The 23,582-nt window shown below is 59.7% G+C and carries 24 protein-coding genes; 15 read left to right on the top strand and 9 right to left on the bottom strand.

The window, feature by feature from the left end:
- Positions 1–327: 327 nt before the first annotated feature.
- Together ACSQ17_RS15955 and ACSQ17_RS15960 are read left to right on the top strand one after the other, a co-directional pair.
- Positions 328–1,188 carry a restriction endonuclease gene (locus ACSQ17_RS15955; RefSeq protein ID WP_436069617.1) on the top strand — a complete coding sequence of 287 codons (861 nt, stop codon included), beginning with the start codon at positions 328–330 and terminating at the stop codon, positions 1,186–1,188.
- Positions 1,189–1,259: 71 nt separating this feature from the next.
- Positions 1,260–2,780, top strand: coding sequence for a hypothetical protein (locus tag ACSQ17_RS15960; protein ID WP_436069618.1), 1,521 nt, complete (start codon positions 1,260–1,262; stop codon positions 2,778–2,780).
- Positions 2,781–2,890: 110 nt separating this feature from the next.
- On the opposite strand, the gene ACSQ17_RS15965 is transcribed toward ACSQ17_RS15960, so the two are convergent.
- Positions 2,891–3,568 (bottom strand): DUF4197 domain-containing protein, encoded by a 678-nt coding sequence (locus ACSQ17_RS15965; RefSeq protein WP_436069619.1) that lies wholly within the window; start codon positions 3,566–3,568, stop codon positions 2,891–2,893.
- 212 nt (positions 3,569–3,780) lie between these two features.
- Here ACSQ17_RS15965 and ACSQ17_RS15970 point away from each other — a divergent pair, with 212 nt between their 5' ends.
- The gene (locus ACSQ17_RS15970) at positions 3,781–5,232 is read left to right on the top strand and encodes a transglycosylase SLT domain-containing protein (RefSeq protein WP_436070503.1); all 1,452 of its coding nucleotides are present in this window, start codon (positions 3,781–3,783) and stop codon (positions 5,230–5,232) included.
- Between the two features lie 7 nt (positions 5,233–5,239).
- Here the strand turns inward: ACSQ17_RS15970 and ACSQ17_RS15975 are convergent, their stop codons facing one another.
- Both ACSQ17_RS15975 and plsB read right to left on the bottom strand, forming a co-directional pair.
- Positions 5,240–5,461: a hypothetical protein gene (locus ACSQ17_RS15975; protein ID WP_436069620.1), complete on the bottom strand. Its 222-nt coding sequence runs from the start codon at positions 5,459–5,461 to the stop codon at positions 5,240–5,242.
- Positions 5,462–5,592: 131 nt separating this feature from the next.
- Positions 5,593–8,076, bottom strand: a complete 2,484-nt coding sequence (plsB, locus tag ACSQ17_RS15980; RefSeq protein WP_436069621.1) for a glycerol-3-phosphate 1-O-acyltransferase PlsB — start codon at positions 8,074–8,076, stop codon at positions 5,593–5,595.
- A 331-nt stretch (positions 8,077–8,407) separates the two neighbouring features.
- On the opposite strand from plsB, the gene ACSQ17_RS15985 reads away from it, so the two are divergent.
- The 8 genes from ACSQ17_RS15985 (at position 8,408) to ACSQ17_RS16020 (ending at position 15,442) form a co-directional block, all read left to right on the top strand.
- Complete coding sequence (locus ACSQ17_RS15985; protein ID WP_436069622.1) at positions 8,408–8,707, top strand: HvfA family oxazolone/thioamide-modified RiPP metallophore; 300 nt, start codon at positions 8,408–8,410, stop codon at positions 8,705–8,707.
- 23 nt (positions 8,708–8,730) lie between these two features.
- Positions 8,731–9,573 carry an HvfB family MNIO-type RiPP peptide maturase gene (locus tag ACSQ17_RS15990; protein WP_436069623.1) on the top strand — a complete coding sequence of 281 codons (843 nt, stop codon included), beginning with the start codon at positions 8,731–8,733 and terminating at the stop codon, positions 9,571–9,573.
- Positions 9,570–10,268 (top strand): HvfC family RiPP maturation protein, encoded by a 699-nt coding sequence (locus ACSQ17_RS15995; RefSeq protein WP_436069624.1) that lies wholly within the window; start codon positions 9,570–9,572, stop codon positions 10,266–10,268. The genes ACSQ17_RS15990 and ACSQ17_RS15995 overlap by 4 nt, the downstream gene beginning before the upstream one ends.
- A gap of 54 nt (positions 10,269–10,322) precedes the next feature.
- Positions 10,323–10,922: an HvfX family Cu-binding RiPP maturation protein gene (locus ACSQ17_RS16000; protein ID WP_436069625.1), complete on the top strand. Its 600-nt coding sequence runs from the start codon at positions 10,323–10,325 to the stop codon at positions 10,920–10,922.
- A gap of 228 nt (positions 10,923–11,150) precedes the next feature.
- Positions 11,151–12,488 (top strand): OprO/OprP family phosphate-selective porin, encoded by a 1,338-nt coding sequence (locus ACSQ17_RS16005; protein ID WP_436069626.1) that lies wholly within the window; start codon positions 11,151–11,153, stop codon positions 12,486–12,488.
- Positions 12,489–12,572: 84 nt separating this feature from the next.
- Entirely contained in the window at positions 12,573–13,493 is a 921-nt protein-coding gene (locus tag ACSQ17_RS16010; RefSeq protein WP_436069627.1) for a ParB/Srx family N-terminal domain-containing protein, read from the top strand.
- 105 nt (positions 13,494–13,598) lie between these two features.
- Positions 13,599–14,723: a GNAT family N-acetyltransferase gene (locus ACSQ17_RS16015; RefSeq protein ID WP_436069628.1), complete on the top strand. Its 1,125-nt coding sequence runs from the start codon at positions 13,599–13,601 to the stop codon at positions 14,721–14,723.
- Between the two features lie 113 nt (positions 14,724–14,836).
- A complete protein-coding gene (locus ACSQ17_RS16020; RefSeq protein ID WP_436069629.1) occupies positions 14,837–15,442 on the top strand; it encodes an MgtC/SapB family protein in 606 nt (201 codons plus the stop codon).
- Positions 15,443–15,623: 181 nt separating this feature from the next.
- On the opposite strand, the gene ACSQ17_RS16025 is transcribed toward ACSQ17_RS16020, so the two are convergent.
- The 3 genes from ACSQ17_RS16025 to ACSQ17_RS16035 are packed head-to-tail and all read right to left on the bottom strand — an operon-like array spanning position 15,624 to position 17,942.
- Positions 15,624–16,178: a peptidylprolyl isomerase gene (locus ACSQ17_RS16025; protein WP_233684024.1), complete on the bottom strand. Its 555-nt coding sequence runs from the start codon at positions 16,176–16,178 to the stop codon at positions 15,624–15,626.
- Positions 16,179–16,189: 11 nt separating this feature from the next.
- Positions 16,190–17,002 carry an alpha/beta fold hydrolase gene (locus ACSQ17_RS16030; protein WP_436069630.1) on the bottom strand — a complete coding sequence of 271 codons (813 nt, stop codon included), beginning with the start codon at positions 17,000–17,002 and terminating at the stop codon, positions 16,190–16,192.
- A gap of 13 nt (positions 17,003–17,015) precedes the next feature.
- Positions 17,016–17,942 carry a LysR family transcriptional regulator gene (locus tag ACSQ17_RS16035; protein WP_436069631.1) on the bottom strand — a complete coding sequence of 309 codons (927 nt, stop codon included), beginning with the start codon at positions 17,940–17,942 and terminating at the stop codon, positions 17,016–17,018.
- Between the two features lie 88 nt (positions 17,943–18,030).
- Here ACSQ17_RS16035 and ACSQ17_RS16040 point away from each other — a divergent pair, with 88 nt between their 5' ends.
- From ACSQ17_RS16040 to rarD, 3 genes are all read left to right on the top strand, one after another.
- Complete coding sequence (locus ACSQ17_RS16040) at positions 18,031–18,345, top strand: 3-phosphoglycerate kinase (protein ID WP_422911533.1); 315 nt, start codon at positions 18,031–18,033, stop codon at positions 18,343–18,345.
- A 158-nt stretch (positions 18,346–18,503) separates the two neighbouring features.
- Positions 18,504–19,103, top strand: coding sequence for an FMN-dependent NADH-azoreductase (locus tag ACSQ17_RS16045; protein WP_436069632.1), 600 nt, complete (start codon positions 18,504–18,506; stop codon positions 19,101–19,103).
- A 204-nt stretch (positions 19,104–19,307) separates the two neighbouring features.
- Positions 19,308–20,204 carry an EamA family transporter RarD gene (gene rarD / locus ACSQ17_RS16050; protein WP_436069633.1) on the top strand — a complete coding sequence of 299 codons (897 nt, stop codon included), beginning with the start codon at positions 19,308–19,310 and terminating at the stop codon, positions 20,202–20,204.
- Here the strand turns inward: rarD and ACSQ17_RS16055 are convergent.
- The 3 genes from ACSQ17_RS16055 to ACSQ17_RS16065 all read right to left on the bottom strand — a co-directional run bounded on the left by ACSQ17_RS16055 (position 20,199) and on the right by ACSQ17_RS16065 (position 21,954).
- Complete coding sequence (locus ACSQ17_RS16055; RefSeq protein ID WP_436069634.1) at positions 20,199–20,753, bottom strand: dihydrofolate reductase family protein; 555 nt, start codon at positions 20,751–20,753, stop codon at positions 20,199–20,201. The genes rarD and ACSQ17_RS16055 overlap by 6 nt on opposite strands.
- Positions 20,754–20,839: 86 nt before the next feature.
- Complete coding sequence (locus ACSQ17_RS16060; protein ID WP_436069635.1) at positions 20,840–21,244, bottom strand: anti-virulence regulator CigR family protein; 405 nt, start codon at positions 21,242–21,244, stop codon at positions 20,840–20,842.
- Between the two features lie 56 nt (positions 21,245–21,300).
- A complete protein-coding gene (locus tag ACSQ17_RS16065; RefSeq protein ID WP_436069636.1) occupies positions 21,301–21,954 on the bottom strand; it encodes a 7-cyano-7-deazaguanine/7-aminomethyl-7-deazaguanine transporter in 654 nt (217 codons plus the stop codon).
- 253 nt (positions 21,955–22,207) lie between these two features.
- Here ACSQ17_RS16065 and ACSQ17_RS16070 point away from each other — a divergent pair, with 253 nt between their 5' ends.
- Positions 22,208–23,557: a DEAD/DEAH box helicase gene (locus ACSQ17_RS16070; RefSeq protein ID WP_436069637.1), complete on the top strand. Its 1,350-nt coding sequence runs from the start codon at positions 22,208–22,210 to the stop codon at positions 23,555–23,557.
- Positions 23,558–23,582 lie beyond the last annotated feature (25 nt).

Consider the following 23,582-nt stretch of genomic DNA (forward strand, 5'->3'; position numbering starts at 1 on the left):
CCATGGATGGCCCGTCTTGCCGACCCTCGGAACAGCACCGTAGCGAGGGAAGTTGAGCGCAGCGAAACCCGGATGCCGGGCGCGCTTTCTCTTTGGTTACTTTCTCTTTGCGCGGGCAAAGAGAAAGTAACTCGGCGTAAGGCCGAAACCAGTAGTAGCAGTCAAAGGAGGTGCTGCGGGCGTTAGAGGCAGGCGGGGTACCGCTCCGCAGTCGCGCGCTGATAATGAAAACGTGACGTAGTGAACGTTTGGGTTTCCCTGCTCATACCTTTGCGGCATGATCCGGTATCGCTGATGGCTTATTGCCACGTACTGCTGGAGTCAAGGATGGCCCGTCGTAGCAAAACATCCCCCTTCGAAGACCTGATCTTTATCGCCTCACGCCTACCTTGGTGGCTTAGCCTGCTGATCGCTTTGGCCGCCTGGCTGTACTTCCATTCCGTTGCCATCAGCCCACCGCCTACCGCCACTGATCCCAAGCAGTTTGCCTCGGCCATGACCGGGCAAATGTGGCGAACCTTCGCCATGTTTCTGCAATACATCGTGCCTGTGGCATTTATCTTGGGTGCGATTGGCTCGGTATTCGCCCGCACCAAGCGGCGCAAGTTGCTGGACGACGTTACCAATGCCACACGCCCCGGCAAAACGGTTGATGGCATCAACTGGCAGCAGTTTGAGCAACTGGTTGGCGAGGCATTTCGCCGGCAGGGCTTTACCGTGACGGAAACCGGCGGCAACGGCCCGGATGGCGGTATTGACCTGATTCTGCACAAAGGCAGCGAAAAGCATCTGGTGCAATGCAAGCAGTGGCGAGCGACCAAGGTTGGCGTTGCAGTGGTACGTGAATTCTTTGGGTTGATCGCCGCAGAAGGCGCTACCGGTGGCTTTGTAGTGACTTCCGGCAGCTTTACCGCAGATGCCAAGAGCTTTGCCAGTGGCCGCAATATCCGCTTGGTGGAAGGCCCAGAGCTTAATCGCTGGATCTCTACTTCACGTACCGCTCAACCCGAGCCCTCGGCTGTTCCCCCGGCTCCAGCTCGCTTCGTACCTGCACAAAAAAGTGCGCCAAATTGTCCTGTTTGTAACTCGGCTATGCAAAAACGAGTAGCAAAGCGTGGGGCGAATATTGGTAAAGAGTTTTGGGGCTGTTCGCAGTATCCGAAGTGCAGAGGGGCGCAGGCATTATAATTTTTAATGCATGAGTGGTTTCTAAGATGCTGGTGAGTTTATTTTTTATTTAATCTGGTTTGGAGGTGGGTTTGTCTATTCTAGGTATTGGTCGTGATGAGTTTGAAAATTTTAAGTCTGATATTAATAGTAGGTTAAGCTCTTTTAGTAATCAGTCTCTTGGTAGGTTTTCAGAGCTTGAAGGTGCTATTCAGCATAAAGTTACAGATTCTGAGGAAGAGGCCAGAGTAGCGGCAAGTAACTCTAGAGATCTTGAAACTCAAGTGCGAGAACTGGTTGCGAGTATAGCCTCTACATTAAGCGAGGTTGACTCTTATAAGGTGTTGGCTGGGGAGGAGGTTTCTCAGGTCGTAGAAATAAGAAATAAACTTAATGTTGAAGGTGAATTTCTTGCTAAGTCTATTGTTGAGTTAAGGTCGCAGTACGAATCTATAACTCAGCAAAAGGTTGCTGTGGATGCAGCTATTGCCGAGTCGTACGAGAAATTATCTGCTCTTGAAAAGGTTGTTGCGCGGCAGGATTCTTTGGTTGCTCAAGTAGATGGTATTGGAGAGCTGTCTGTAAAGGCTGCTGCTCTACATAAGGACCTTACTGTTCTTCAGGAAAATGCACTGAAGAGGCGGGGTGCCATAGAAGATATATATTTTGAGATTTTTGGACGCGATGTTAAAGCGGAAGATGGTACTGTTCAAAGAGAAGAGGGGCTTCGAGAGCTTTTAGATAATGCCTATGGGGAGCTACAGGAAAGAGCCGAGTCCATTGGTGTAAGTGTTGAGGAAATGCTTAAAACGGTACTTGATGACTACAGTGAACGGCTTGGCGAACAAAAGGAAATCTTTGATAAATTGATTGGAGATTCTGCTTTAAGGGTAAAGACCGTGGATGATGAGCTTACAGCTCTTTTGCCCGGTAGTATGGCGGCGGGTCTAAGTGCTGCCTATGAGAAAAAAGCAGATGATGAAATTGTTGCTCAAAGTAAGTACGCAAAAAGTTTTGGTTGGGCGATATTTGCTATGATTGCAATATCTGGTATTCCTTTTGCTGTTGATGCTTATTTGCTTGTTGGGCGAGGCATGGATATAGTTCAGGTTATTAAAGGTACGCCTAATCTGATATTTTCAATATTTCCGCTATATTTCCCTGTTCTTTGGTTTGCATATTCTTCTAATAAAAAACTAAATTTATCTAAACGGTTAATAGAGGAATATACCCACAAGGCTGTTTTGGGCAAAACATTCTCCGGGTTGTCTACTCAGATTGAAAGTTTGCCTCGTGAGACTGCTGTAAGAGAAGAGTTGAGGACAAGGTTGTTGTTTAATTTGTTGCAGGTTAGCTCTGAGAATCCGGGTAAGTTGATCACGGACTACAATAAAACTGATCATCCCTTTATGGAGGCTCTGGAAAAGAGTGCAAAATTAAGTGAGGCTGTTGAGTCGTTGTCTAAACTTCCAGGGTTCTCCGCTATGGCTGAGAAGTTAGCATCTAGCAATAAAAGAATAATTGCTGAGCAGGCACAGAAAGTGGAGCAAGGCCTTGCTATCCAAGGAGTGCTTGACTCAAATGCGGACTCTGATGACCAGCCTAAGGCTTGATTTTTATATTTTGAATAAAGTCAGCGGGTTACCTGTTCACTGAATTGGATTTCCAGCATGAAAAAAGCCAGACCCCAAGGTCTGGCTTTTTCACATCTATCCAACCCTTCTTACAACGCCCCAAACACCTTCTTAGCCAAGCTTGTCGCCGCCCCAGCCGGGTTCTCACGGATGCTGGCTTCCTGCTCAGCAATCATCGCAAACAGGCCATCCAGCGCCTGCTCAGTCACATAGTTCTCGATATTCGCGCTTTTCGCGTCGATCACGCCGAAGCTCGCGGCTTGGCCGGCGAAGCTGTTGTATTGCTTGGCCAGGCCGACCTGGTCGGTGGCTTGCTTGACGATGGGCAGGAACTTGGCGCGGATCTGTTCGCGGCTGGTCTTGTTCAGGTACTGGGTGGCGGAGTCCTGCGGCCCGCTGAGGATGCTCTTGGCGTCCTGTACGGTCATCTTCTTCACTGAGTCCACCAGCAGCGCCTGGGCTTGCGGTACGGCGGCTTCGGCGGCTTTGTTCATGCTCGCTTCAAGCTGATCAACCTGCGCGCCCATGCCCATCATCTTCATGGTTTTCGCGGCTTTGCCGAGGTTGCCCGGCAGTTCGATGCGCACGTCCGGGTTGTTGCTGAAACCGCCAGGTTTGCCCAGTTGCTGCACGGCCACTTTGGCGCCTTGGGTGAGGGCGTCCTTGAGGCCGCCGCTGGCGTCGCTTTGCGAAAGGTCGGCCAGCGACAGGGCGAAGGCGCTGCTGGACAGGGCAAGGCCGGCGGCGAGGGAGAGTAGACGAAGCATGATGAGCATCCTTGTACGGTGGGAGGGAGAGCAGTTGCTGGAGCTTAACGGAGTGTAGCGCGCAGGCAAATCTGCATCCGTGTGCGCCTGGCACAGTCGCAGGGCCTGGGCCAGTATTTAGCCACGGCGTTAAGCAACGGCTTAGGCGGGGAGTGGTTATGCAGGGTTACCGAAGGATGGGCGGGTGTGTGCTGGCGGCGCTGTGGCTGTGGATGGTCAGCCCTGTGGCGCAGGCCGGGCTGTTTGACTGGATGTCGACGCAACTCGATGAGGCCGAAGAAGCCGAGGTGGATAACCTGGTGCTGCCGGTGCCGGAGGACTGGATCGGCGACTTTGATGGTATGCGTGAGCGTCGCCTGGTGCGGGTGCTGGTGCCGTACAGCAAGACCTTCTTTATGGTCGATCGCGGCCGCCAGCAGGGCATCAGCTATGAGTTGGGCAAGGCGCTGGAGGCGTGGCTTAACGCCAGGCATCCCTATCCGCAGAAGTCGCTGCGCTGGCAGGTGATGTTTATTCCGGTGGCGCGCAATGAGCTGATGCCGCGGTTGCTCAGCGGTGGTGGCGATATCGCCGCTGGTGGTCTGACGATTACCGAGGGGCGGCTGCAAACCGTGGATTTCGCCGCGCCGTTCGCCAGTAATATCCGTGAGGCGGTGATTACCGGGCCGGCCAGTGCGCCGCTGAGCAAGCTGGAGGATCTGGCCGGGCAAGAGGTGATGGTGCGCGCCTCAAGCAGCTATTTCGAGCACCTGGTCGCGATCAACCGGCAGTTCAAGGCGCGCGGTTTGAAACTGATCAAGATCATCGCGGCGGATGAGAACCTGGAGTCCGAGGACCTGCTGGAAATGCTCAATGCCGGGCTGCTCAATGCCATTGTGGTCGACCGCTATATCGCCGAGGCCTGGAGCCCGCTGTATAGCAAGCTGCAGATTCATGATGAGTTCTATATCCATGAGGGCGCGGAGTTTGCCTGGGCGATCCGCAAGAGCAGCCCATTGCTCAAGCAGGAGCTGGCGGCTTTTGTGAGCAAACACAAGGCCGGTACGGCGTTTGGCAATAGCTTGCGCAACAAGTATGTGAAGAACAGCAAGCGCGTGCTGAATGCCGCCAGCGAGGCGGAGCTGAAGAAATTCAACGAGTTGGTCGGTTTGTTCGAGAAACACGCCGGCACCTATGAGTTCGATTACCTGATGCTGATGGCGCAGGGTTATCAGGAGTCGCAGCTCAATCAGGCGGCGCGCAGCCCGCGTGGCGCGGTGGGCATCATGCAGTTGCTGCCGACCACGGCGGCGGACCCGGTGGTGGGCATCAAGGGCATCGACAAGAGCGCCGACAAGAATATTGAAGCGGGCAGCAAGTACATGCGCGTGTTGGCCGACAAGTACCTGGACGACCCCGAACTGACGCCGATGAACAAGACCCTGCTGAGCTTTGCCGCCTACAACGCCGGGCCCGGCAACCTGCGCAAGTTTCGCCGCTTGGCGGAGAAGTCAGGGTTGGACAAAAACGTCTGGTTCGGCAATGTCGAGCACGCGGCAGCGCGGGTGGTCGGCCGCGAGACGGTCGATTATGTCGGCAATATCTACAAGTACTACGTCGCCTACAAACTGGCCGAGGACAAGCACCGCAAGCGCCGTGTGCTGACGCACAAGACTGAGCATTAACCGGGCTCTAGTGTTTTGCGCTTAAACGCTGCAACTCGCGGCGCACCATTTGCGCATAGGCGGCAGGTTTTAACGCGTACAGCTCGGCGGCAACCCAACTGAGCCAGCGCACGCCCAGTTCGGCCTTGGCCGCCAACAGGCGCTGCGCTTCGGCTTCAGCGCGGGCCTGGTTGGCCTGGTGAAACTCGGCGCGGGAGGGTTTGCTGGTTTGATCGTTGTCTGAAGGCATGGCGGCGGGCGGTTGTGGTCGATCCTAGGGTTATGCACGTCTCGCAAACGGTAGGAGCGGGCCATGCCCGCGATAAGGTCGCCGGGCATGCCTTATTCGCGGCCATGGGCCGCTCCTACAATCACCGTGGTTTACACCGGCTCGGCGACATCCACGTTGCGGTCCATGGCCACCTGGCGGATCGACAGGCGAATCTCCGCCGGCAGCACGCGCTTGGCGGCGCCTTCGGCCAGTTCGCTGAGCAGCGGGTGGTGGCTGAGCTTGCCGGCTTCGTCCTGACGCAGCACGCCCTGGTCGAGCAGGCTCTGGATAAAGTGGCGGAACAGGCTCTTGTCGAAGAACTCCGGGGCGTTGAGGCCATGCAGGATCGACAGGCGTTGGGCCATTACGGTGCAGAGGTCTTCCAGTTCTTCGGCGCTGATGGCGTTCTGGCCGGCATTCAGCAGCAGGGCGGTGGCCATATAGAAGCGTTGCAGGGTCTGCACGATGGCGCGAGCCAGCAGAGTCAGCAGAACGAATTCACGCGAGCTGGGGGCCGGGCGCACGTACATGTCGCCGTCGAGTTTGAGCAGGCCCTGTTCAACGAAGGCGGCCAGCCACTGATCGACCACAGCGTCCAGCTCATCCAGGTTCCAGCGGATAAACAGTTCGGCTTGTAGGTAGGGATACAGCGCGCGGGTGTAGCGCAGGATCTGCTCGCGGCTCATCCGTGAACTGCTCTGGAAGAAGCTCGCCAGCAGCGCCGGCAGGGCGAAGATGTGCAGCACGTTGTTGCGGTAGTAGGTCATCAGAACGGCGTTCTGCTCGTCCAGATAGAGGATCTTGCCGAGGGCGTCCTTCTGTTCGGCGAGCAGGTCCATCTTCTGCACGTATTCGATCAGCGCCTGGCCGTTGCCGTCTGGCAGGGTGGTGTGCGGCGAGTAGGGCACGCTGCGCAGCAGGGCCAGATAGAGGTCGAGCACCCGCGACAGGGCGCGTTCGTCCAGGGCCAGCTTGCTGGTGGAGAGCAGCGCCAGGGCCACCAGGTTGACCGGGTTGATCGCTGCCGCCTCGTTGAGGTGCTGGGCCACACGCTCACCGAGGTTGTTGGTGACTTCATTGAGCCAGGCCGGACGGTACTGCGTGCCATAGTCCTGCTCGCGCCAGTTTGGTTGCTCGCTGTCGAGGAATTCCGCCAGCTTGATCGGCTCACCGAAGTTGACCCAGACATGGCCAAAGCGCTGCTTGAGTGCGCCGATGACCTTGAAGATGTCGAAGATCGATTCTTTCTTCTTGCTCGCGCCGCGCAGCTCGCCCAGGTAGGTGCGGCCTTCCAGCACGCGCTCGTAGCCGATGTACACCGGCACAAACACCACTGGCAGGCGGTTGCTGCGCAGGAAGCTGCGCATGGTGATGGCCAGCATGCCGGTTTTCGGTTGCAGCATGCGCCCGGTGCGCGAGCGGCCGCCTTCGACGAAGTACTCAACCGGGAAGCCCTTGCTGAACAAGGTGTGCAGGTATTCGTTGAACACGGCGGTGTACAGCGGGTTACCCTTGAAGGTGCGGCGCATAAAGAACGCGCCGCCACGGCGCAGCAGGCCGCCGATGACGGGCATGTTGAGGTTGATGCCGGCAGCGATATGCGGCGGTGTCAGGCCATTGCGGAACAGCAGGTAGGACAACAACAGGTAGTCGATATGGCTGCGGTGGCAGGGCACATAGATGACTTCGTGCCCTTGGGCGACTTCCTGCACGCCTTCGATATGGTTGACCTTGATGCCGTCGTAGATCTTGTTCCAGAACCAGCTCAGCACCAGTTCGAGGAAGCGAATGGCGGTGTAGGTGTAGTCCGAGGCGATTTCGTTGCCATAGCGCAGGGCCTGGCTTTCGGCCTTCTCCAGGCTGATGTTTTCGCGTTCGGCTTCCTCGATGATCGCCTGACGCACCTGCGGGCCGTGCACCAGGCCCTTGACCAGGTTGCGCCGGTGCGACACGTCCGGGCCGATTACAGCGGATTTCTGGTTGCGGAAGTGCACGCGCAGGATGCGCTGGACCATGCGCAAGGTGCGCTCGTGGCCTTTGTCCTGCTCGACCAGCTCGCGCAGGTGAATCGGTGTGGAGAACTGCACGCGGGTCTTGCGGCCGAGAATCAGGATGCTCACCAGCCGGCGCAAGCGCCCGGTAACCGCCCAGCTGTCGGCGAACAGCAGCTTCCACGGGCTGGTTTCACGGTCCGGCGACTGCCCCCAGAACACGCTGACCGGAATGATCTGCGCATCGTCCACGGCATGCTGGCTCAGCGCGCTGACCAGGCGTTGCAGGGTCGGCGAGATGCCGCGTTTGTCCTGCCGGCCGAGCCAATCGGGCTCCGGGGTCAGGTAGAAGAAGGCGGCAGGCTCCAGCAGCTCACCCACCGCCACCGGCAGCACCGGGCGTGGCAGGCCGGCCTTGCGGCACTCGGTATCGACCACCGCTAGGTCACTCAGCGACGGCTGTTGCAGCACGTAGAACACCGGCTTGCTGCGGTCGAGCTTGAGGGTAAAGGCGGACTGGTTGATGGTTTCCGAGCGCACCCAGAGGTACAGCACGCGGCGCAGGGTGCCAAAAACGAGACGGCGGAGCGGAGATCGGGTCATACGGAGTCTGCAAGCTGGAAAACGAGCATTTGCTCGGGGGGCGTAGTGTGCCGGATCAGTTGGCCGTCGGCAAAAATCTTCTAGGGTTGGCCGGGTATGAACGCCGTTGGCTGATGAAGGGCTTGGCCCCGTGCCGTTGAGCCGGCTCTGGCTAGGTGGCGGCTTGCCCGCGAGCCAGGGCCGTTCCTTCAGGTTGCGTAGTGGCCGCTGGTATTGTTGACGACGAATTGCCAATTTTTTTCCGATGACCTGTAACAACCACTTGTCAGCCGCGTCTATTGGGCCGAGGTAGCCAATCGGCCACCACTGCAAACCACACTGGAGAGTTGCCATGAACCACCTGAACACTGTTGTTGCATCCCTGGGCGCAGTACTGCTGAGCAGCGCCGCATTCACCGTACAGGCCGCCAGCAACCCGTTTGCCGCACAGGAACTGAGCAGCGGCTACAGCCTGGCTGCCGGCGAGAAATCCGCCGAAGGCAACTGCGGTGAGGGCAAATGCGGCGGCGAGATGAAGAAAGCCGAAGGCGAAGGCAAATGTGGCGAAGGTAAATGCGGTGGCGAAGCCAAGGCCGATGCCGAGGGCAAATGCGGTGAAGGCAAGTGCGGCGGCGAGAAAAAAGCCGAGTAAAGGACCGAGTGCAGGGGCAGAACATGCAGATGGATTTCGTTAACGGTGCCGGGCTGGGCCTGCGTCGCGGCCTGCTCGGTGCGCTGCAGGCGTGCAGCGCAGACGAGGTGGACTTCCTCGAACTGGCACCGGAGAACTGGATCGGTGTCGGCGGGCGCCTGGGCAAGCAGCTGCGTGCCCTGAGCGAGCGCCTGCCGCTGCTCTGCCATGGTCTGTCCCTCAACCTCGGTGGCTTTGCCCCGCTGGATCTCGAGCTGCTCAAGGCCATCAAGGGCTTTCTCGACCTGCATGGCGTGCGCGGTTACAGCGAGCATCTGTCGGCCTGCGCCGACCATGGCCAGCTGTATGACCTGATGCCGCTGCCGTTTTCCGGGGAGTCGGTGCAGCGCATTGCCGAGCGCGTGCGCACCGTGCAGGACGTGCTGGAGCGGCCGCTGATCATCGAGAACGTTTCAGCCTACGCGCAGTTGCCGGGTGAGCTGGATGAGGCGGCTTTTGTTCGCGCGGTGCTGGATGAGGCCGACTGCCAGCTGTTGCTGGACGTGAACAACGTCTTCGTCAACAGCATCAATTTCAACTTCGATGCGCAGGCTTATATCGCCAGCCTGCCCAGTGCGCGCATCGCCTATCTGCATGTGGCCGGGCATTACGATGAGGCCCATGATCTGAAAATCGACACCCACGGCGCGCCGGTAATCGACCCGGTGTGGGCCTTGCTTGCGCAGGCCTATGCCGTGCACGGTGTGCGCCCGACCTTGCTGGAGCGCGACTTCAACTTCCCGCCGATTGCTGAGCTGTATGCTGAGGTGGCGCAGATTCGTCAGCTGCAAGCAGCTGCTACTCCGCTGAAAGGGTACGGCACATGAGCGGTGTTGAGGCACAACGCGCGTTTGCTGCGCGGATTCGCCAGCCGGCAGCGCAGCCGTTGCTGGAGGGCATTTCGGCCGAGCGGATGGCGGTCTATGAAGCGCTGTTCTTCAACAATATCGAAGGCTTTATTCGCGGGGCCTTCCCGGTGCTGCACCGGCTGATCGAGGCCCGTCGCTGGCAGCGCCTGGTAGGCAGTTTTATTGCCGAGCATCAGGCGCGCACGCCGTATTTCTTGCAGATCAGCCAGGAGTTTCTCGCCTGGTTGCAGCAGGGCTATGTCGCCGAAGCGGGCGATCCGCCGTTTATGTTGGAGCTGGCGCATTACGAGTGGGTCGAGCTGGCGCTGGATGTCAGCGAAGCCGAGCTGCCTGCACAGGGCTGGTCGCCACTGGCCTGGCCGCTGGCGTATCGGTGGCCGGTGCAGCGTATTGGCGCCGACTTCCAGCCCAGTGAGCCAGAGGCTGAACCGACCTGTCTGCTGGTCTGGCGCGATGGGCAGGAGAAGGTGCGCTTTATGCAGCTAAGCCCGTTTTCCTACCAGTTGGCGGCGCGTCTGCAGGCCGGCGAAGCGGCTGATGCGGTGTTGCTGGCGCTGGCCCAGCAGCATGGCCTGAGCGCCGATACGCAGTACTTCAATAACGCTCAAACTTTACTGGATGAGTGGCAGAGCCAGGCTGTCTGGCGTCCTTGAAACCCTCGCTGTACCTGACCTTCGGTGCCTCGCACCGGTTTGTGGAGATTCACCATGCTGAGCTTTTTCAATCGCCTCCAGGACGCCCTGGACGCTAGCCGTCGCCTGGATGTTCTCGGGCCCTTGCTGCTGCGCTTGTACCTGGTGCCGGTGTTCTGGATGGCCGGCATGCACAAGCTGGCCGATATCGACGCCACCGCCGCCTGGTTTGGCAACCCGGATTGGGGCTTGGGTTTGCCATTCCCCGAGCTGCTGGCTTGGGCTGCGGCCTTGACCGAGGCGGGCGGGGCGCTGCTGCTGTTGTTCGGCCTGGCAGTGCGTTGGGTGAGTATCCCCCTGATCGTCACCATGTTGGTGGCGATCTTTGCCGTGCATCTGCCTTATGGCTGGCAGGCGATTGCCGATGCCAGCGCGCCGTTCGCCAATGAACGGGTTATGGACTCTGTGGGCAAGCTCGAGCGCGCCCGCGAGCTGCTCCAACAGCACGGCAATTACGATTGGCTGACCAGCAGCGGCAAACTGGTGGTGCTGAACAACGGCATCGAGTTTGCCGCCACTTACCTGGTGATGCTGGTAGCGCTGTTTTTCAGCGGCGCTGGGCGCTGGTTGAGCCTGGACTATTGGCTTGACCGGGCATTGCGTCAGCAGCCCTGAGCCCACTACGGCCCGCTGCTGCAAGGGTGGTGGGCCGTCGGCAAAGCAGCGGCCTAGAGCGCTTTCCACTGCTTATAGGCAAAGGGAGTAAAAAGTTCCGCTGTAATCAAATATTTATATATCAGCAACTGCCCTGAAATATCCCGCCGCCAAGATTCCCTCCAGCACGAACGAGCCCCAGCGCTCGGGTGTTTTCAACACTTAAAAGTCCATTTAGAGGAATCTTCGATGATCCGTAAGCACAGCTTTCGTGGAGTAATGGCCGGCTTCGCTACCAGCGCTCTGGCCCTGGCCGTTTCCGCCCAGGCTTTCGCCGGTACTGTCACCACTGACGGCGCCGATCTCGTGATCAAGACCAAGGGTGGCCTGGAAGTCGCCACTACCGACAAAGAATTTAGCTTCAAACTGGGCGGCAAGTTGCAGTGGGATGCCACCAACTTTGACGGCCTGCAGGCAGCCGATCAGAACAACCCGTTCGATGACACCTTCAACACCTACATCCGTCGCGGTGAAATCGGTCTGGAAGGTGTGGCTTATAAGGACTGGGGCTGGGGCTTGCGTCTGAGCTATGACGGTTCTGCTGATGGTGCCGAGACTGCTGTTGACCGCGCCTATATCACTTACACCGGCCTGGATCTGGCCACCTTCACTGTTGGCCGTTTCGGCGTTGACTACGGCTTGGAGGGCACCACCAGCTCGTCGTGGATCACTGCCATCGAGCGTCCATTCATGTACGACTTCCTGCACGGTGACGAGGATGCTCAGTTCGGTTTGAACGTTAAGCACTCGGGCGACAACTACGGTCTGATGGCTCAGGTTGCGACCTACGATGACAGCGATAACGTCAACAACTTTGAGTCCGATGGCAACGACGAGCTGTTCGGTTACACCCTGCGCGCTCACTGGGCACCGTACCTGAATGGCACTGACGTAGTTCATCTGGCGGCCAACTACCACGACAGCAGCTCGGATGATGACCGCGCTCGTGCCCGTACCCGCATGGGTATCCGCAGTGACAACGATTTCCGCCTGACCTTCGGCGATGTGCGTGTAGCTGACAAAGACAGCGAATGGGTACTGGAGTCGGGCGCTCAGTTCGGTGGCCTGCGTGGTCAGGCTGAATACTTCCAGCGCAGCATTACCGGTGAGAACCTTGTAGGTGCTGATTCCGATGTGGAAATGAGCGGTTACAGCGCGCAGGTTTCCTACATGATCGGTGCCGCCCGTGGCTACAAGGGTAGCGACGGCAAGTGGGACAAACCGACTGACATGAAAGGCACCTGGGAAGTATTCGCTCGCTACGAGAGCACGACTATCGACTCCGATGCGACCGCCATCCCGGGCAACCTGGGTCTGGCCGGTATCGTGGCTGCGGATGCCAGCGATGAGTTCGAAGCCAGCGCCATGGTGGTGGGTGTCAACTACTTCGCCACCCCAGCTGTACGTATGAGCCTGAACTACGTTGACTACGAAGTGGACAACATCGACACCACCCGTCAGGTAGGCGGCAAGAATGTCCAGGACGACGGCAAAGCCATCATCGGCCGTCTGCAGTACGTTTTCTAAGCAACATCGCTTCACTGCTGCTCCTATCTTTGAGCCCCGCATCGTGCGGGGCTTTTTTTCGCAATTTTTATGGGGGAAGAACCGATGCGCGTGTATGCGCTGTTGTTACTGATGACGGGGTTGAGCACCGTGGTCGTGGCCGAGGATTACCGCGCGGCTAAACCGGGTGAGCTGCTACAGGTCCGTCTTGAGCAGTTGCACCCGACCCAAGCGGTGGTGGGGTATGACCAGATCTATTACAAGCTCGGGCGCTTTAGCAAAGAGCCGAACAAGCTGTTCGACGAGTACTGCGAGGCCAACGGTCAGGGCGAAAGCAGCAAGGTGCCAAAGGGTGCCAGCCTGCATCGGCCGGACAGTTTCAGTTGTCAGGGGGCTGTCGGCTCGCACAGCAGCGAGATGAAAACCGTGGTGATCGGCCCTGAGGGCCGGCTGTACCTGACCGACGGACACCATACGTTCACCACCCTGTGGGAGCAGCCCGAAGGCGGCGCAACGCTGCCGATGTGGGTCAAGGTGACGGACAACTTCAGCGACAGCCAGGACCTGGCCAGCTTCTGGCAGCGCATGCAGGCCGCGCGCAAGGTCTGGCTCAAGGACGGTCAAGGTCAGGCGATTACTCCAGAGCAGATTCCGGCCCAGCTTGGCCTGGCCACACTGGGTGATGATCCCTACCGCGCGCTGGTGTATTTCACCCGTGAGGTGGCCTACGACAAACCGCGTTCGGGTGATGTGGCTCCGGAGGTTCTGGAGTTCTACTGGGGTAACTGGCTGCGTGAACAGCTCAACCTGAGCGACTACGATTTGCGTGACAAGGGTGACTACCGCGATGCGATTGGCGAGGCTGCCAAGCTGATGGTCGCCCTGGCCCCCGACAGCCCGGTTGGTGACAGCGGTTTCAAGGCCCGTGAGTTGGGCGGCTACACCAGCATCGACCGCAAGGAGCTGGGCAAGATGGCTAACAATAAGCTGCCTTACATGATCAACCACAAGGCCACTCGCCGTTGATTGAAGGGTAGGCGCGGTTGCCGAGCATTCGCAGCGGCAACCGCGCCTGGCTTGACGCTATAGTGCAGCCTTGTCTGACCGCCACAGAGCCCGACTGAGCTGCCCATGTTGCCGACCTGCCTGACCGCCATCCATGACGTGACCGCCAGCCAGTGGGATGGCCTGCTGACGGAGCCGCAGCCGTTCTTGCAGCACGCCTTTCTCGCAGCGCTGGAGGACAGCTGCAGTGTCGGTGGGCGCACTGGTTGGCAGCCAGCTCATGCCGCGTTGCTGGACGCGCAGGGGCAGCTACTGGCGGCCATGCCGGGCTATGTGAAAAGCCACTCCTATGGCGAGTATGTGTTCGACCATGGTTGGGCTGATGCCTGCCATCGCGCCGGCATCGACTATTACCCCAAGCTGCTCGGCGCGATTCCCTTCTCTCCAGTTACCGGTCAGCGCCTGCTGGGCGCGCCCGAGGCGGTTGGGCAATTGCTCGATGGCCTGAGCGCCGGGCTGCAGCAACAGGGTTTGTCGAGCCTGCATATCAACTTCACCACCGACGCTGAAAATGCCTTGCTGCACGGCCGTGACGGCTGGTTGCAGCGTCTGGGCTGTCAGTTCCACTGGCGCAATCAGGGTTACCGGGATTTTCAGGATTTTCTCGACGCCCTCAGTTCGCGCAAACGCAAGCAGATGCGCAAGGAGCGTGAGCAGGTGGCGGGGCAGGGTATCGAGTTCGAGTGGCGCGAAGGCCATCAGTTGCGTGAAATCGAGTGGGATTTCGTCTACCTGTGCTACGCCAATACCTACCGGGTACGCGGCCAGTCGCCTTACCTGACCCGTGCCTTTTTCAGCCTGCTGGCCGAACGCATGCCGCAGATGATCCGCGTGGTGCTGGCCCATCAGACCGGCCGCCCCGTAGCCATGGCCTTTAGCCTGGTCGGCGGCGACAGCCTGTATGGGCGCTACTGGGGTTGTCTGGCGGAGTTTGATCGGCTGCACTTCGAAACCTGTTTCTACCAGGGCATGGAGTACGCCATCAGCCATGGCCTGCAACGCTTCGATGCCGGCGCCCAGGGTGAACACAAGCTGGTTCGCGGTTTCGAGCCGGTCATGACCCACTCCTGGCACTACCTCTGCCACCCCGGCCTGCGTGCGGCCGTGGCGAACTTTCTCACGGAAGAACAGCAGGGTGTGCGCGGCTATGCCGAGGATGCGCGCAGTTTATTGCCGTATCGGCAGGGCTGAGATTTTCGCGGGCATGGCCCGCTCCTACAGGTCGTGTGGTGTTAGCCAGCTCGCGCAGGTTGTCGGCGCGGCAACTACGCTCAGAGCAGGTTTGCTGCTGCGCGAGGTGTGGTGTGAGTGTATGGGCTCTGCTCGATAAGTTCTGGCTGCTGCCGGGGGTGGCGGTCAATCTGACCCTGTTTATCAATATGCTCGGTGCCTTGCTGCTGGGGCTGCTGGTGGGCTACGAGCGCTCCTACCATGGCCGTGCGGCGGGCATGCGCACCTACGGCATGGTGTGCATGGCGTCCTGTGCGCTGACGGTGTTGTGTATCTATCCGCAGCACTGGCTGGGGGATCACTCGCTGGCCGGGGTCGACCCGACGCGGGTGATTCAGGGGGTGGTCACCGGTATCGGTTTTCTCGGTGCCGGGTTGATGATGTGGGGTGCCAAGCTGGAGGCGCGGCTGCCGTCGCGGCCGGCGATTGCCATTGTGCTGCGTTTTGCACCGGGGTTTGTGCGGCCGGAGGAGGCCACGCTGCGGCGCATCGCCCGTGAACGCGGTTATGTGATTGCCGGGGGCTCGTTCAGTGTGAATTTCGAGCAGGGCCAGTTGGAGTGGCGCTTTGTTGCGGTGGCGGTGGACGGGCAGAAGAGTGCGCGGATCAGCGACATGGCTGATGAGTTGGCGCAGTTGGATGGGGTGGCGAAGTTTCACCTGGCCCATGCGCGCAACTGACGGCTGGTGTTTTTAGAACGTGCTTACGATCTCGCGAGCTAGAGCCATACAAGACGCTACGTTAGTAACAGCCTTCGGCTGGTCAAAACGGCGAGGAAGCGGAGTGTACTTTTGTACATGAGCATTACTCGCCTGTTTTTAACGCAGTAGGGCCGACGCGCAGCAGATCGTAAACAGGTTCTTACAGGCGTTTGGCTTCGGTGATCAGCACCGGCTCACGCGGTACGTTCTGGTGGCCGCCACGGTTGCCGGTCGGCACCTGGGCGATCTTGTCGACCACGTCCATGCCTTTCACCACCTTGCCGAATACGGCGTAGCCAAAATCACGCGAGCCGTGGTCGAGGAAGGCGTTGTCCTTGTGGTTGATAAAGAACTGGCTGGTGGCTGAGTCGCGCACCTGGGTGCGGGCCATGGCCAGGGTGCCGCGCACGTTGTGCAGGCCGTTGTCGGCTTCGTTCTTGATCGGTGCCTGGGTGTCTTTCTGCTGCATGTCGGCATCGAAGCCGCCGCCTTGCACCATAAAGCCCGGAATCACGCGGTGGAACTGGGTGCCGGCGTAGTAGCCGCTGTCGACGTAGGCGAGGAAGTTGGCGGTGCTGATCGGCGCTTTCTCGGCATTCAGCTCGATCTCGATGTCCCCAAGGCTGGTGGTCAGCAGCACTTTCGGGTTTTCGGCGGCGAGCAGGCTGCCGGCAAACAGGATGGAGCAGGCGGCGAGGGTAAGGGTCTTGAACATGCAGGGCGTCCTTATTGTTGGGTGGCAGTCGGAGCGGCCTGTTCGACTTCCGCAAGGAAGGCCAGCAGGCTGCGGTTGAAATATTCGGGTTGATCCATCGGTGTGGCGTGGCGCGAGTCTTCGATCACCAGCAGGCGGGCATTGGGCAGTTCATCGACATACGCCTGCTTTTGCGCCACCGGGGTGTAATCACGGTCGGCCGTAACCACCAAAGTCGGACAGCTGATCCGGCTCAGGCGTTCCCGCACCCCCCAGCCGATAATCGCATCCAGGCTGGCCAGGTAAGCACGCTTGTCGTTCTGCGGCCAGCGTTGCAGGATTTTCTGCCGCAGTTCTTCCTGCTCGGGTTTGGGGAACAGCAGTTTGCCCAGGGCTTTGGCAATGGTATCGAGGCTGAGCAGGCGCGACAGGCTCCAGCGTTTGCCGATCTCGATATAGTCGCGCAGGCTTTTCGCTTTCACTTCCGGGCCGCTGTTGACGATGCACAGGCTTTTCAGCAGTTCGGGGCGATCCACACCCAGCTGAAAGCCGATCATGCCGCCCATGGAAATACCCACCAGATGCACCGGCTGCAGTTGCAAGTGTTCGATCAGCGCGGCTACGTCCTCGGCAAACCCCTGAATGCTGTAGCGCTCGCGCGGTTTATCCGAGCGGCCGTGGCCGCGCATATCGAGGGCGATCACCCGGTAGTGGCGGGCCAGTTCGGGAATCTGGTATTCCCAGTCGCGGGTGCTGGAGCCAAGGCCGTGAACCAGCAGCAGCGGCGCGCCGTGGCCGTACTCTTCGTAGTGCAGTTGGCAGTCGTCGTTATCGAAAAATGGCATGCACAAATTCCTCTCAAGCGGAGGGCAGTGGCGCAGCAAAGGCTGCATTCAACGGGGCGGCATCGAAGCGCTGGATCAGCTCGACGAGAATCTGCGTGGCCGGGCCCAGGGGTTTGTCCTTGTTCGAGTAGAGAAAGAACAGCGGATTGCGGCTGCCGCCTTGCTCCAGCTGCAGCGGTTTGAGCAGGCCGTCCTTGAGTTCACGTTCGATCAGGTGGCGCGGCAGCCAGGCAAAGCCCAGGCCGTTGCTGACAAAGTTGGCTGCTGTGGCCAGGCTGCCGACCGTCCAGCGTTGTTCGGCGCCGAGCCAGCCGACATCACGCGGTTGCTGGCGGCCGGAGTCGCGGATCACCACCTGCATCTGGGCTTCCAGGTCCTGGAACGTCACCACGCGCTGCAAACGGTGCAGGGCGTGTTCCGGGTGGGCCACGGCGACAAACTCGACGGTGCTCATTTCCGCACCGAGAAAGCCGGGAATGTTCAGTGCGCTGATGGCCAGGTCGGCCATGCCATCTTTAAGCACTTCTTCCACGCCGGACAATACTTCCTCGCGCAGGCGCACACGGCAGCCACGGCTTTGCGGCATAAAGGCGGTCAGCGCGCGTACCAGGCGCGCGTTGGGGTAGGCGGCATCGACCACCAGGCGCACTTCGGCTTCCCAGCCCTGTTCCATGTGGTGGGCCAGGTCTTCCAGCTGGCTGGCCTGCTTGACCAGTTGGCGTGAGCGGCGCAACAACACATCACCCGCTTCGGTGAGTACCGCCTTGCGCCCGTCGATGCGCAGCAGCGGCACGCCCAGCTGCTCCTGCATGCGCGCCACGGTATAGCTGACCGAGGATTGCGAGCGGTGCAGCACCTCGGCGGCTTGAGCAAAACCGCCGTGGTCGACCACCGCCTGCAGGGTGCGCCATTGGTCGAGGGTTACGCGGGGGGCTTTCATATTCGGTTCCTGTGCTTGCTCAAGTTCCAGGGTGCAAATGCTGACTCAATCAACCTAAACTGGCCGTCTTTTGCCGGAGACTGCCCTGATGAAAAAGCTCTGTTGCGCCTTGCTGGCCTGCCTGCCGCTGACTGTAATGGCCTACCCGATCGAGGTGGAGAAACAGCTCAACGGTGCCGAAGTGGCGGCCACCACCCAGGAAATCGATCACAACATGGGCGGTTTGCAGCTGTACAACTACGGCCGTGCGGACGCCAAGTGCACGGCGGTATTTCGCAACGGCCCGGAAGCCCCGCGTACTCGCAAGGTCAGCCTGCCGGCTGGTGAAAGCAGCAGCCTGGCGGTGAAGTTCAGCCGCAGCATTATCAAGCTGCGGATCAAACTGACCTGCGAAGTCAGCTAGCTAAAGCTGTTGTCGCAACAAGCCTGAGACTAAGCCTGGATTGTGAATAAATCAATTTATTCGATTGTTTAGTGCGGATATTTGCGCTTTTTAATCGATCCTGGTGCTCATATTCTTTGCCCATCGACGCTCAACACCCCTTCGATGGAGCACACAACATGGCTAATGTCTTGGTAATTGAAAGCAGCGCCCGCCAACAAGGTTCAGTTTCCCGTCAACTGACCGAGCAATTTATCGCCAACTGGCAAGCGGCGCACCCCGCTGATCAGATCAAGGTGCGTGACCTGGCGGTTGACCAGGTGCCGCATCTGGATGCCAACCTGCTGGGTGGCTGGATGACCCCCGCTGCGCAGCAGAGCGACGCGGAGCAAGCGGCGCTGGCGCGCTCCAATCTGTTGACCGATGAGCTGCTGAACGCCGATGTGCTGGTGCTGGCAGCGCCCATGTACAACTTTGCCATTCCCAGCACCCTGAAGGCTTGGCTCGACCACGTGCTGCGTGCCGGGGTCACGTTCAAATACACCGAAACCGGCCCGCAAGGTCTGCTCAGCGGCAAGCGTGCTTTTGTGCTGACCGCGCGCGGCGGTATCTATGCCGGCGGCAGTCAGGATCACCAGGAGCCTTACCTGCGTCAGGCGCTGGCGTTTGTCGGTATCCACGACGTCAGCTTTATCCACGCCGAAGGCCTCAACCTGGGCGGCGAGTTTATGGAAAAGGGCCTGAACCAGGCCAAGGCGCAACTGGCCCAGGCCATCTGATTTACCGCTGCATCCTGCTCTCCTGGCGTCCGCCGCTCCTGGACGTCTCTGCCCGCGCTGCTCTTACAGTGCGGGCTTTTTTATGGGCGGCGCTTGGCTTTTTCGGCTGTATGGGTGTTTCAGTATCCAGCTGTGTCGCTTTGTGGCTGTGGTCTTAACTACAAGCGAGGCAAGATGCTGAGGTCTGATTGAGCAGGGTGGTGTATGCAGCTGTCTGGGCGCGGTGTGGCGCTGTCGATTATCGCTTCGGGGTTGTTTGCCCTGGTGCCGGGCTATGTCGGGCTGTTGGCCCCCCTTGATGGCTTGCAGGTGTTTGCCCAGCGGGTGTTGTGGTCGATGCCGGCGGTGTTGCTGCTGATCACCTTGTCGCGGCAATGGCCCGTGCTACTTGCCGCCTGCGGCCGTGTGCGCCGTGAGCCGTTGCTGCTGGCAAGCCTGCCGCTGGCGGCGCTGCTGATGGGCATCCAGTGGGCGTTGTTTGTCTGGGCGCCGCTGGCGGGGCGCATGCTGGAAGTGTCGCTGGGCTATTTCCTCCTGCCGCTGGCGATGGTGCTGGCCGGGCGGGTGTTCTATGGCGAACGGCTGCGGCCGTTGCAGCGTCTGGCGGTGTTTTGCGCGTTGCTCGGTGTGGCCCATGAGCTGTGGCTGACCCAGGCGTTCTCCTGGGTGGTGATGGTCACGGTGCTGGGTTACCCGCCGTATTTCATGCTGCGCCGCTGGATGCGCCTGGATGCCTTGTCCGGTTTTGCCTTCGAGATGCTGTTTATGGCGCCGGTGGCGATCTGGCTGGTGCTGCAATGGAGCCCGCCGCAGCTGTTCACCCAGGCGCCGCAGTTGTGGTGGCTGCTGCCGGGGCTGGCGATTCTCAGCTCGTTGGCCTTTGCCGCGATGATGGCTGCCAGTCGGCTGCTGCCAATGGGCCTGTTCGGCATTCTCAGTTATGTCGAGCCGGTGCTGCTGTTTCTGGTGGCGCTGCTATTTCTCGGCGAGCAGTTCAATAGCGCGCAATGGCTGACGTTCCTGCCGATCTGGCTGGCTGTGCTGCTGGTCGGCTGGGACAGTGCGCGCCTGCTGCTCAAGCAGGCACGACAAGGCTTATAGGCCATTGTCCACAGGGCTTTCCGGCAGTACTTGATAATGCAGCTGTACCACGCCGCTGCTGAAACTGCGTTGTTCATGCAGTTTCAGGCTGCGCTCCAGCCCGCTGGAGAACATCGGAATACCGGCACCCAGCAGATAAGGCACCACGCTCACCACCAGTTCGTCGAGCAAGCCGGCAGCAAAACAGTTGCCGGCCAGTGAGCCACCGCCTACCAGCCAGATACGTTGATGGCCCTGTTCGGCCAGCTCCGTTAGCGCTTCGATAGGTGTGCAGTGATGCATGCTCACGCTCTCGGGCAATTGTTCATGCGGGCGACGGGTCAGTACCCGGCAGGGCTTGCCGGGGTAAGGCCAGTCGCCCTCGAAATCCATCAGGGTATCGAAGGTCATGCGGCCCATCAGCAGCGCATCAATGCCGTCATAGAAGGCGTGGTAACCATGGTCGATGCCAGAGGCCTGGGTGGCCTCCAGCCAATCGACCCGGCCATCCGGGCGAGCGATATAACCGTCCAGACTGGCGGCCACGTAGTAGATCAAGGTGGGTTTCATGCTAAGCCCCCAAACACCGGCGTAGGGCTCGGCTGAAGCCCCTGATCAGTGGAGTGGCAATAGGGGGCAAAGTTTCCTGGCGATCTTCAATCCAGCACGTTCTGCAGGATTTCGTAGATCAGCCCCGTCGCCAGAGCTACCAGCACCACGTCGGTGCCAGCCTGCCGCCACTCATAGCCCTCGTAGTGCGGCAGTTGGCCGAGCAAGCGATTGTCGAAACGCTTGGCGATGCCCGGCGGCATGGGCTTGCCGCGCGCCAAATTCTTGCGAATACCCGGTGGCAGAGACTGGGCTGGGCCGATCAGGTCGCGGTTATCGCCCAGGATGATGCGCACCTGGCCAATGTCGATGCTCGGGCCGCGCAAGTCGACGCGCACCTCGCTGTCATCGCCATGTTTATGGGCTTTGTCATGTTTGGGCGCGGCTTCTACGTTGGCGAGCGCTAGCGCCAGGCCAAGGCCGGTTAATAACAGGGGCAGCGAACGGGACATGGCGGAACTCCGTAGCGGGGTATGAACCTTGGAGATCGGCCTGACGTTAAGGTTCCTCAGGCCGACTTCGCCGTGGTGGCGGTCATGACGCGGAGTATGGCATTGAGCAGCATGCCGTAGAGCGGCACGAAGAGCAGCAGGCTGACCGCCAGCTTGACCCCGTAATCCACCGTAGCGATTTCCACCCAGTGTTCGGCCATAAACGGGTTGCTGCTGTTCCAGAACGCCACCGAAAAGAATGTGTAGGTATCCAGCAGGTTGCCGAAGATGGTCGACACGGTTGGCGCTACCCACCACAGCGACAGCTGGCGCAGGCGGTCGAATACCTGAATGTCGAGGATCTGCCCCAGCACGTAGGCGAGGAAGCTGGCGATGGAGATGCGCAGAACGAACTCGTTGAATTCCAGCAAGGCGCCGAAGCCGCGGAAGCTGGCCTCTTGAAACAGCACCGAGACGATGTAGGAAATCAGCAGCGCCGGTAGCATCACCTGGGCGATCACCCGGCGCGCCGCCTGTTTGCCGAGCAGGCGTACGGTCAGATCGGTGGCCAGGAAGATAAACGGGAAGCTGAATGCGCCCCAGGTGGTGTGCCAGCCGAACAGGGTAATCGGCAGCTGCACCAGGTAGTTGCTGGCGATGATGATCAGAATGTGGAACAGCACCAGGGCCACAAGCGCATTGCGCAGGCGCTGAGGGGCAGTAATGAGCATGTCTTAACCTTTTTGCTGAATGGGGTTAGGGAACCCATGCCATCCGGGATTGAAGGGCGGCGCGCATTCTACCGGCGCAACGCAGTGCATGCGTAGTGGCCTGACCGAAGGCGTCGGTCTGCGCTGTTTCAGCTTCACATGGCCGCCGCACAAACCTGGCGGTAGACGCCATTGGCCAGGCCGTTCGGGCTTTTAGCCGGCAGAACCGGTAATCTATGCCGCTGTATTGCTGATTTTTTGTCGAGGTATGCCCGTGTTTTCCCAATTCGCCCTGCATGAACGCCTGCTCAAAGCCGTGGCCGAGCTTAACTTTGTCGAGCCCACCCCGGTGCAGTTGGCGGCCATTCCGCTGGCGCTGCAAGGAAAAGACCTGCGGGTAACTGCGCAAACCGGTAGCGGCAAGACGGCGGCCTTTGTGCTGCCCATGCTCAATCGCCTGCTCGGCGATGGCGCTTCCCAGCCGCGCATGAGTGTGCGCGCGATGATCCTGCTGCCGACCCGCGAGCTGGCCCAGCAGACGCTCAAGGAAGTCGAGCGTTTTGCCCAGTTCACCTTCCTCAAGGCCGGTCTGATTACCGGTGGGGAAGACTTCAAGGTGCAGGCTGCGATGTTGCGCAAGGTGGATATCCTGATCGGCACGCCAGGCCGTCTGATCGAACACGCCAACGCCGGTAACCTGCTGCTTGATGAGGTCGAAGTGCTGGTGCTTGATGAAGCCGACCGCATGCTCGATATGGGCTTCGCTGAAGATGTGCAGCGTCTGGGCGAACTGTGCAATGCCGCGCGCCAGACCCTGTTGTTCTCCGCCACCAGTGGTGGTGCGGCGCTGCGTGAAGTGGTTGGCAAGGTGCTGAAAGACCCTGAGCACCTGCAACTCAACCGCGTCAGCCAGCTTAACGAGGGCACCCGTCAGCAGATCATCACCGCCGACCACAACCACCACAAAGAGCGCCTGGTTGACTGGCTGCTGGCCAACGAAACCTACGAGAAAGCGATCATCTTCACCAACACCCGAGTCCAGGCCGACCGTCTGTACGGCAAGCTGGTGGCCAAGGAGTTCAAGGTCTTCGTGCTGCACGGTGAGAAGGATCAGAAGGACCGCAAGCTGGCCATCGACCGCCTTAAACAGGGCGCGGTGAAAATTCTGGTGGCCACCGATGTGGCCGCTCGCGGTCTGGACGTTGACGGTCTGGATCTGGTGATCAACTTCGATATGCCGCGCTCCGGCGACGAATACGTGCACCGCATCGGCCGTACCGGTCGTGCCGGCGCTGAAGGTCTGGCGATCTCGCTGATCTGCCATAACGACTGGGCGCTGATGTCGAGCATCGAGCGCTACCTCAAGCAGCGCTTCGAACGCCGCAACATCAAGGACCTCAAGGGCATCTACCAGGGCCCGAAAAACCTCAAGGCATCTGGCAAGGCGGTTGGCCCGAAAAAGAAAAAGGTCGACCCGAAAACCGGCAAGAAGCTGGCGAAAAAACCAGCAGCCAAGGCGCCGAGCAAGCGCAACACCATCAACAAGCCCAAGGCGGATACGCCGGTGCTGGTCAGCCAGGACGGCCTGGCCCCGCTGAAGCGGCGCAAACCTGCTGCTGAGTAACCCGGCGGGTTGCACAGCACGGGAT

The sequence above is a fragment of the Pseudomonas sp. LjRoot71 genome (assembly GCF_964253255.1).
In the GTDB taxonomy this organism is placed as follows: domain Bacteria; phylum Pseudomonadota; class Gammaproteobacteria; order Pseudomonadales; family Pseudomonadaceae; genus Aquipseudomonas.

Coding starts and splice junctions, on each gene's coding strand:
- ACSQ17_RS15955 (WP_436069617.1), top strand. CDS start 328: ATGGCCCGTCGTAGCAAAACATCCCCCTTCGAAGACCTGATCTTTATC.
- ACSQ17_RS15965 (WP_436069619.1), bottom strand. CDS start 3,568: ATGCTTCGTCTACTCTCCCTCGCCGCCGGCCTTGCCCTGTCCAGCAGC.
- ACSQ17_RS15970 (WP_436070503.1), top strand. CDS start 3,781: ATGGTCAGCCCTGTGGCGCAGGCCGGGCTGTTTGACTGGATGTCGACG.
- ACSQ17_RS15975 (WP_436069620.1), bottom strand. CDS start 5,461: ATGCCTTCAGACAACGATCAAACCAGCAAACCCTCCCGCGCCGAGTTT.
- plsB (WP_436069621.1), bottom strand. CDS start 8,076: ATGACCCGATCTCCGCTCCGCCGTCTCGTTTTTGGCACCCTGCGCCGC.
- ACSQ17_RS15985 (WP_436069622.1), top strand. CDS start 8,408: ATGAACCACCTGAACACTGTTGTTGCATCCCTGGGCGCAGTACTGCTG.
- ACSQ17_RS15990 (WP_436069623.1), top strand. CDS start 8,731: ATGCAGATGGATTTCGTTAACGGTGCCGGGCTGGGCCTGCGTCGCGGC.
- ACSQ17_RS15995 (WP_436069624.1), top strand. CDS start 9,570: ATGAGCGGTGTTGAGGCACAACGCGCGTTTGCTGCGCGGATTCGCCAG.
- ACSQ17_RS16000 (WP_436069625.1), top strand. CDS start 10,323: ATGCTGAGCTTTTTCAATCGCCTCCAGGACGCCCTGGACGCTAGCCGT.
- ACSQ17_RS16005 (WP_436069626.1), top strand. CDS start 11,151: ATGATCCGTAAGCACAGCTTTCGTGGAGTAATGGCCGGCTTCGCTACC.
- ACSQ17_RS16010 (WP_436069627.1), top strand. CDS start 12,573: ATGCGCGTGTATGCGCTGTTGTTACTGATGACGGGGTTGAGCACCGTG.
- ACSQ17_RS16015 (WP_436069628.1), top strand. CDS start 13,599: ATGTTGCCGACCTGCCTGACCGCCATCCATGACGTGACCGCCAGCCAG.
- ACSQ17_RS16025 (WP_233684024.1), bottom strand. CDS start 16,178: ATGTTCAAGACCCTTACCCTCGCCGCCTGCTCCATCCTGTTTGCCGGC.
- ACSQ17_RS16030 (WP_436069630.1), bottom strand. CDS start 17,002: ATGCCATTTTTCGATAACGACGACTGCCAACTGCACTACGAAGAGTAC.
- ACSQ17_RS16035 (WP_436069631.1), bottom strand. CDS start 17,942: ATGAAAGCCCCCCGCGTAACCCTCGACCAATGGCGCACCCTGCAGGCG.
- ACSQ17_RS16040 (WP_422911533.1), top strand. CDS start 18,031: ATGAAAAAGCTCTGTTGCGCCTTGCTGGCCTGCCTGCCGCTGACTGTA.
- ACSQ17_RS16045 (WP_436069632.1), top strand. CDS start 18,504: ATGGCTAATGTCTTGGTAATTGAAAGCAGCGCCCGCCAACAAGGTTCA.
- rarD (WP_436069633.1), top strand. CDS start 19,308: ATGCAGCTGTCTGGGCGCGGTGTGGCGCTGTCGATTATCGCTTCGGGG.
- ACSQ17_RS16055 (WP_436069634.1), bottom strand. CDS start 20,753: ATGAAACCCACCTTGATCTACTACGTGGCCGCCAGTCTGGACGGTTAT.
- ACSQ17_RS16060 (WP_436069635.1), bottom strand. CDS start 21,244: ATGTCCCGTTCGCTGCCCCTGTTATTAACCGGCCTTGGCCTGGCGCTA.
- ACSQ17_RS16065 (WP_436069636.1), bottom strand. CDS start 21,954: ATGCTCATTACTGCCCCTCAGCGCCTGCGCAATGCGCTTGTGGCCCTG.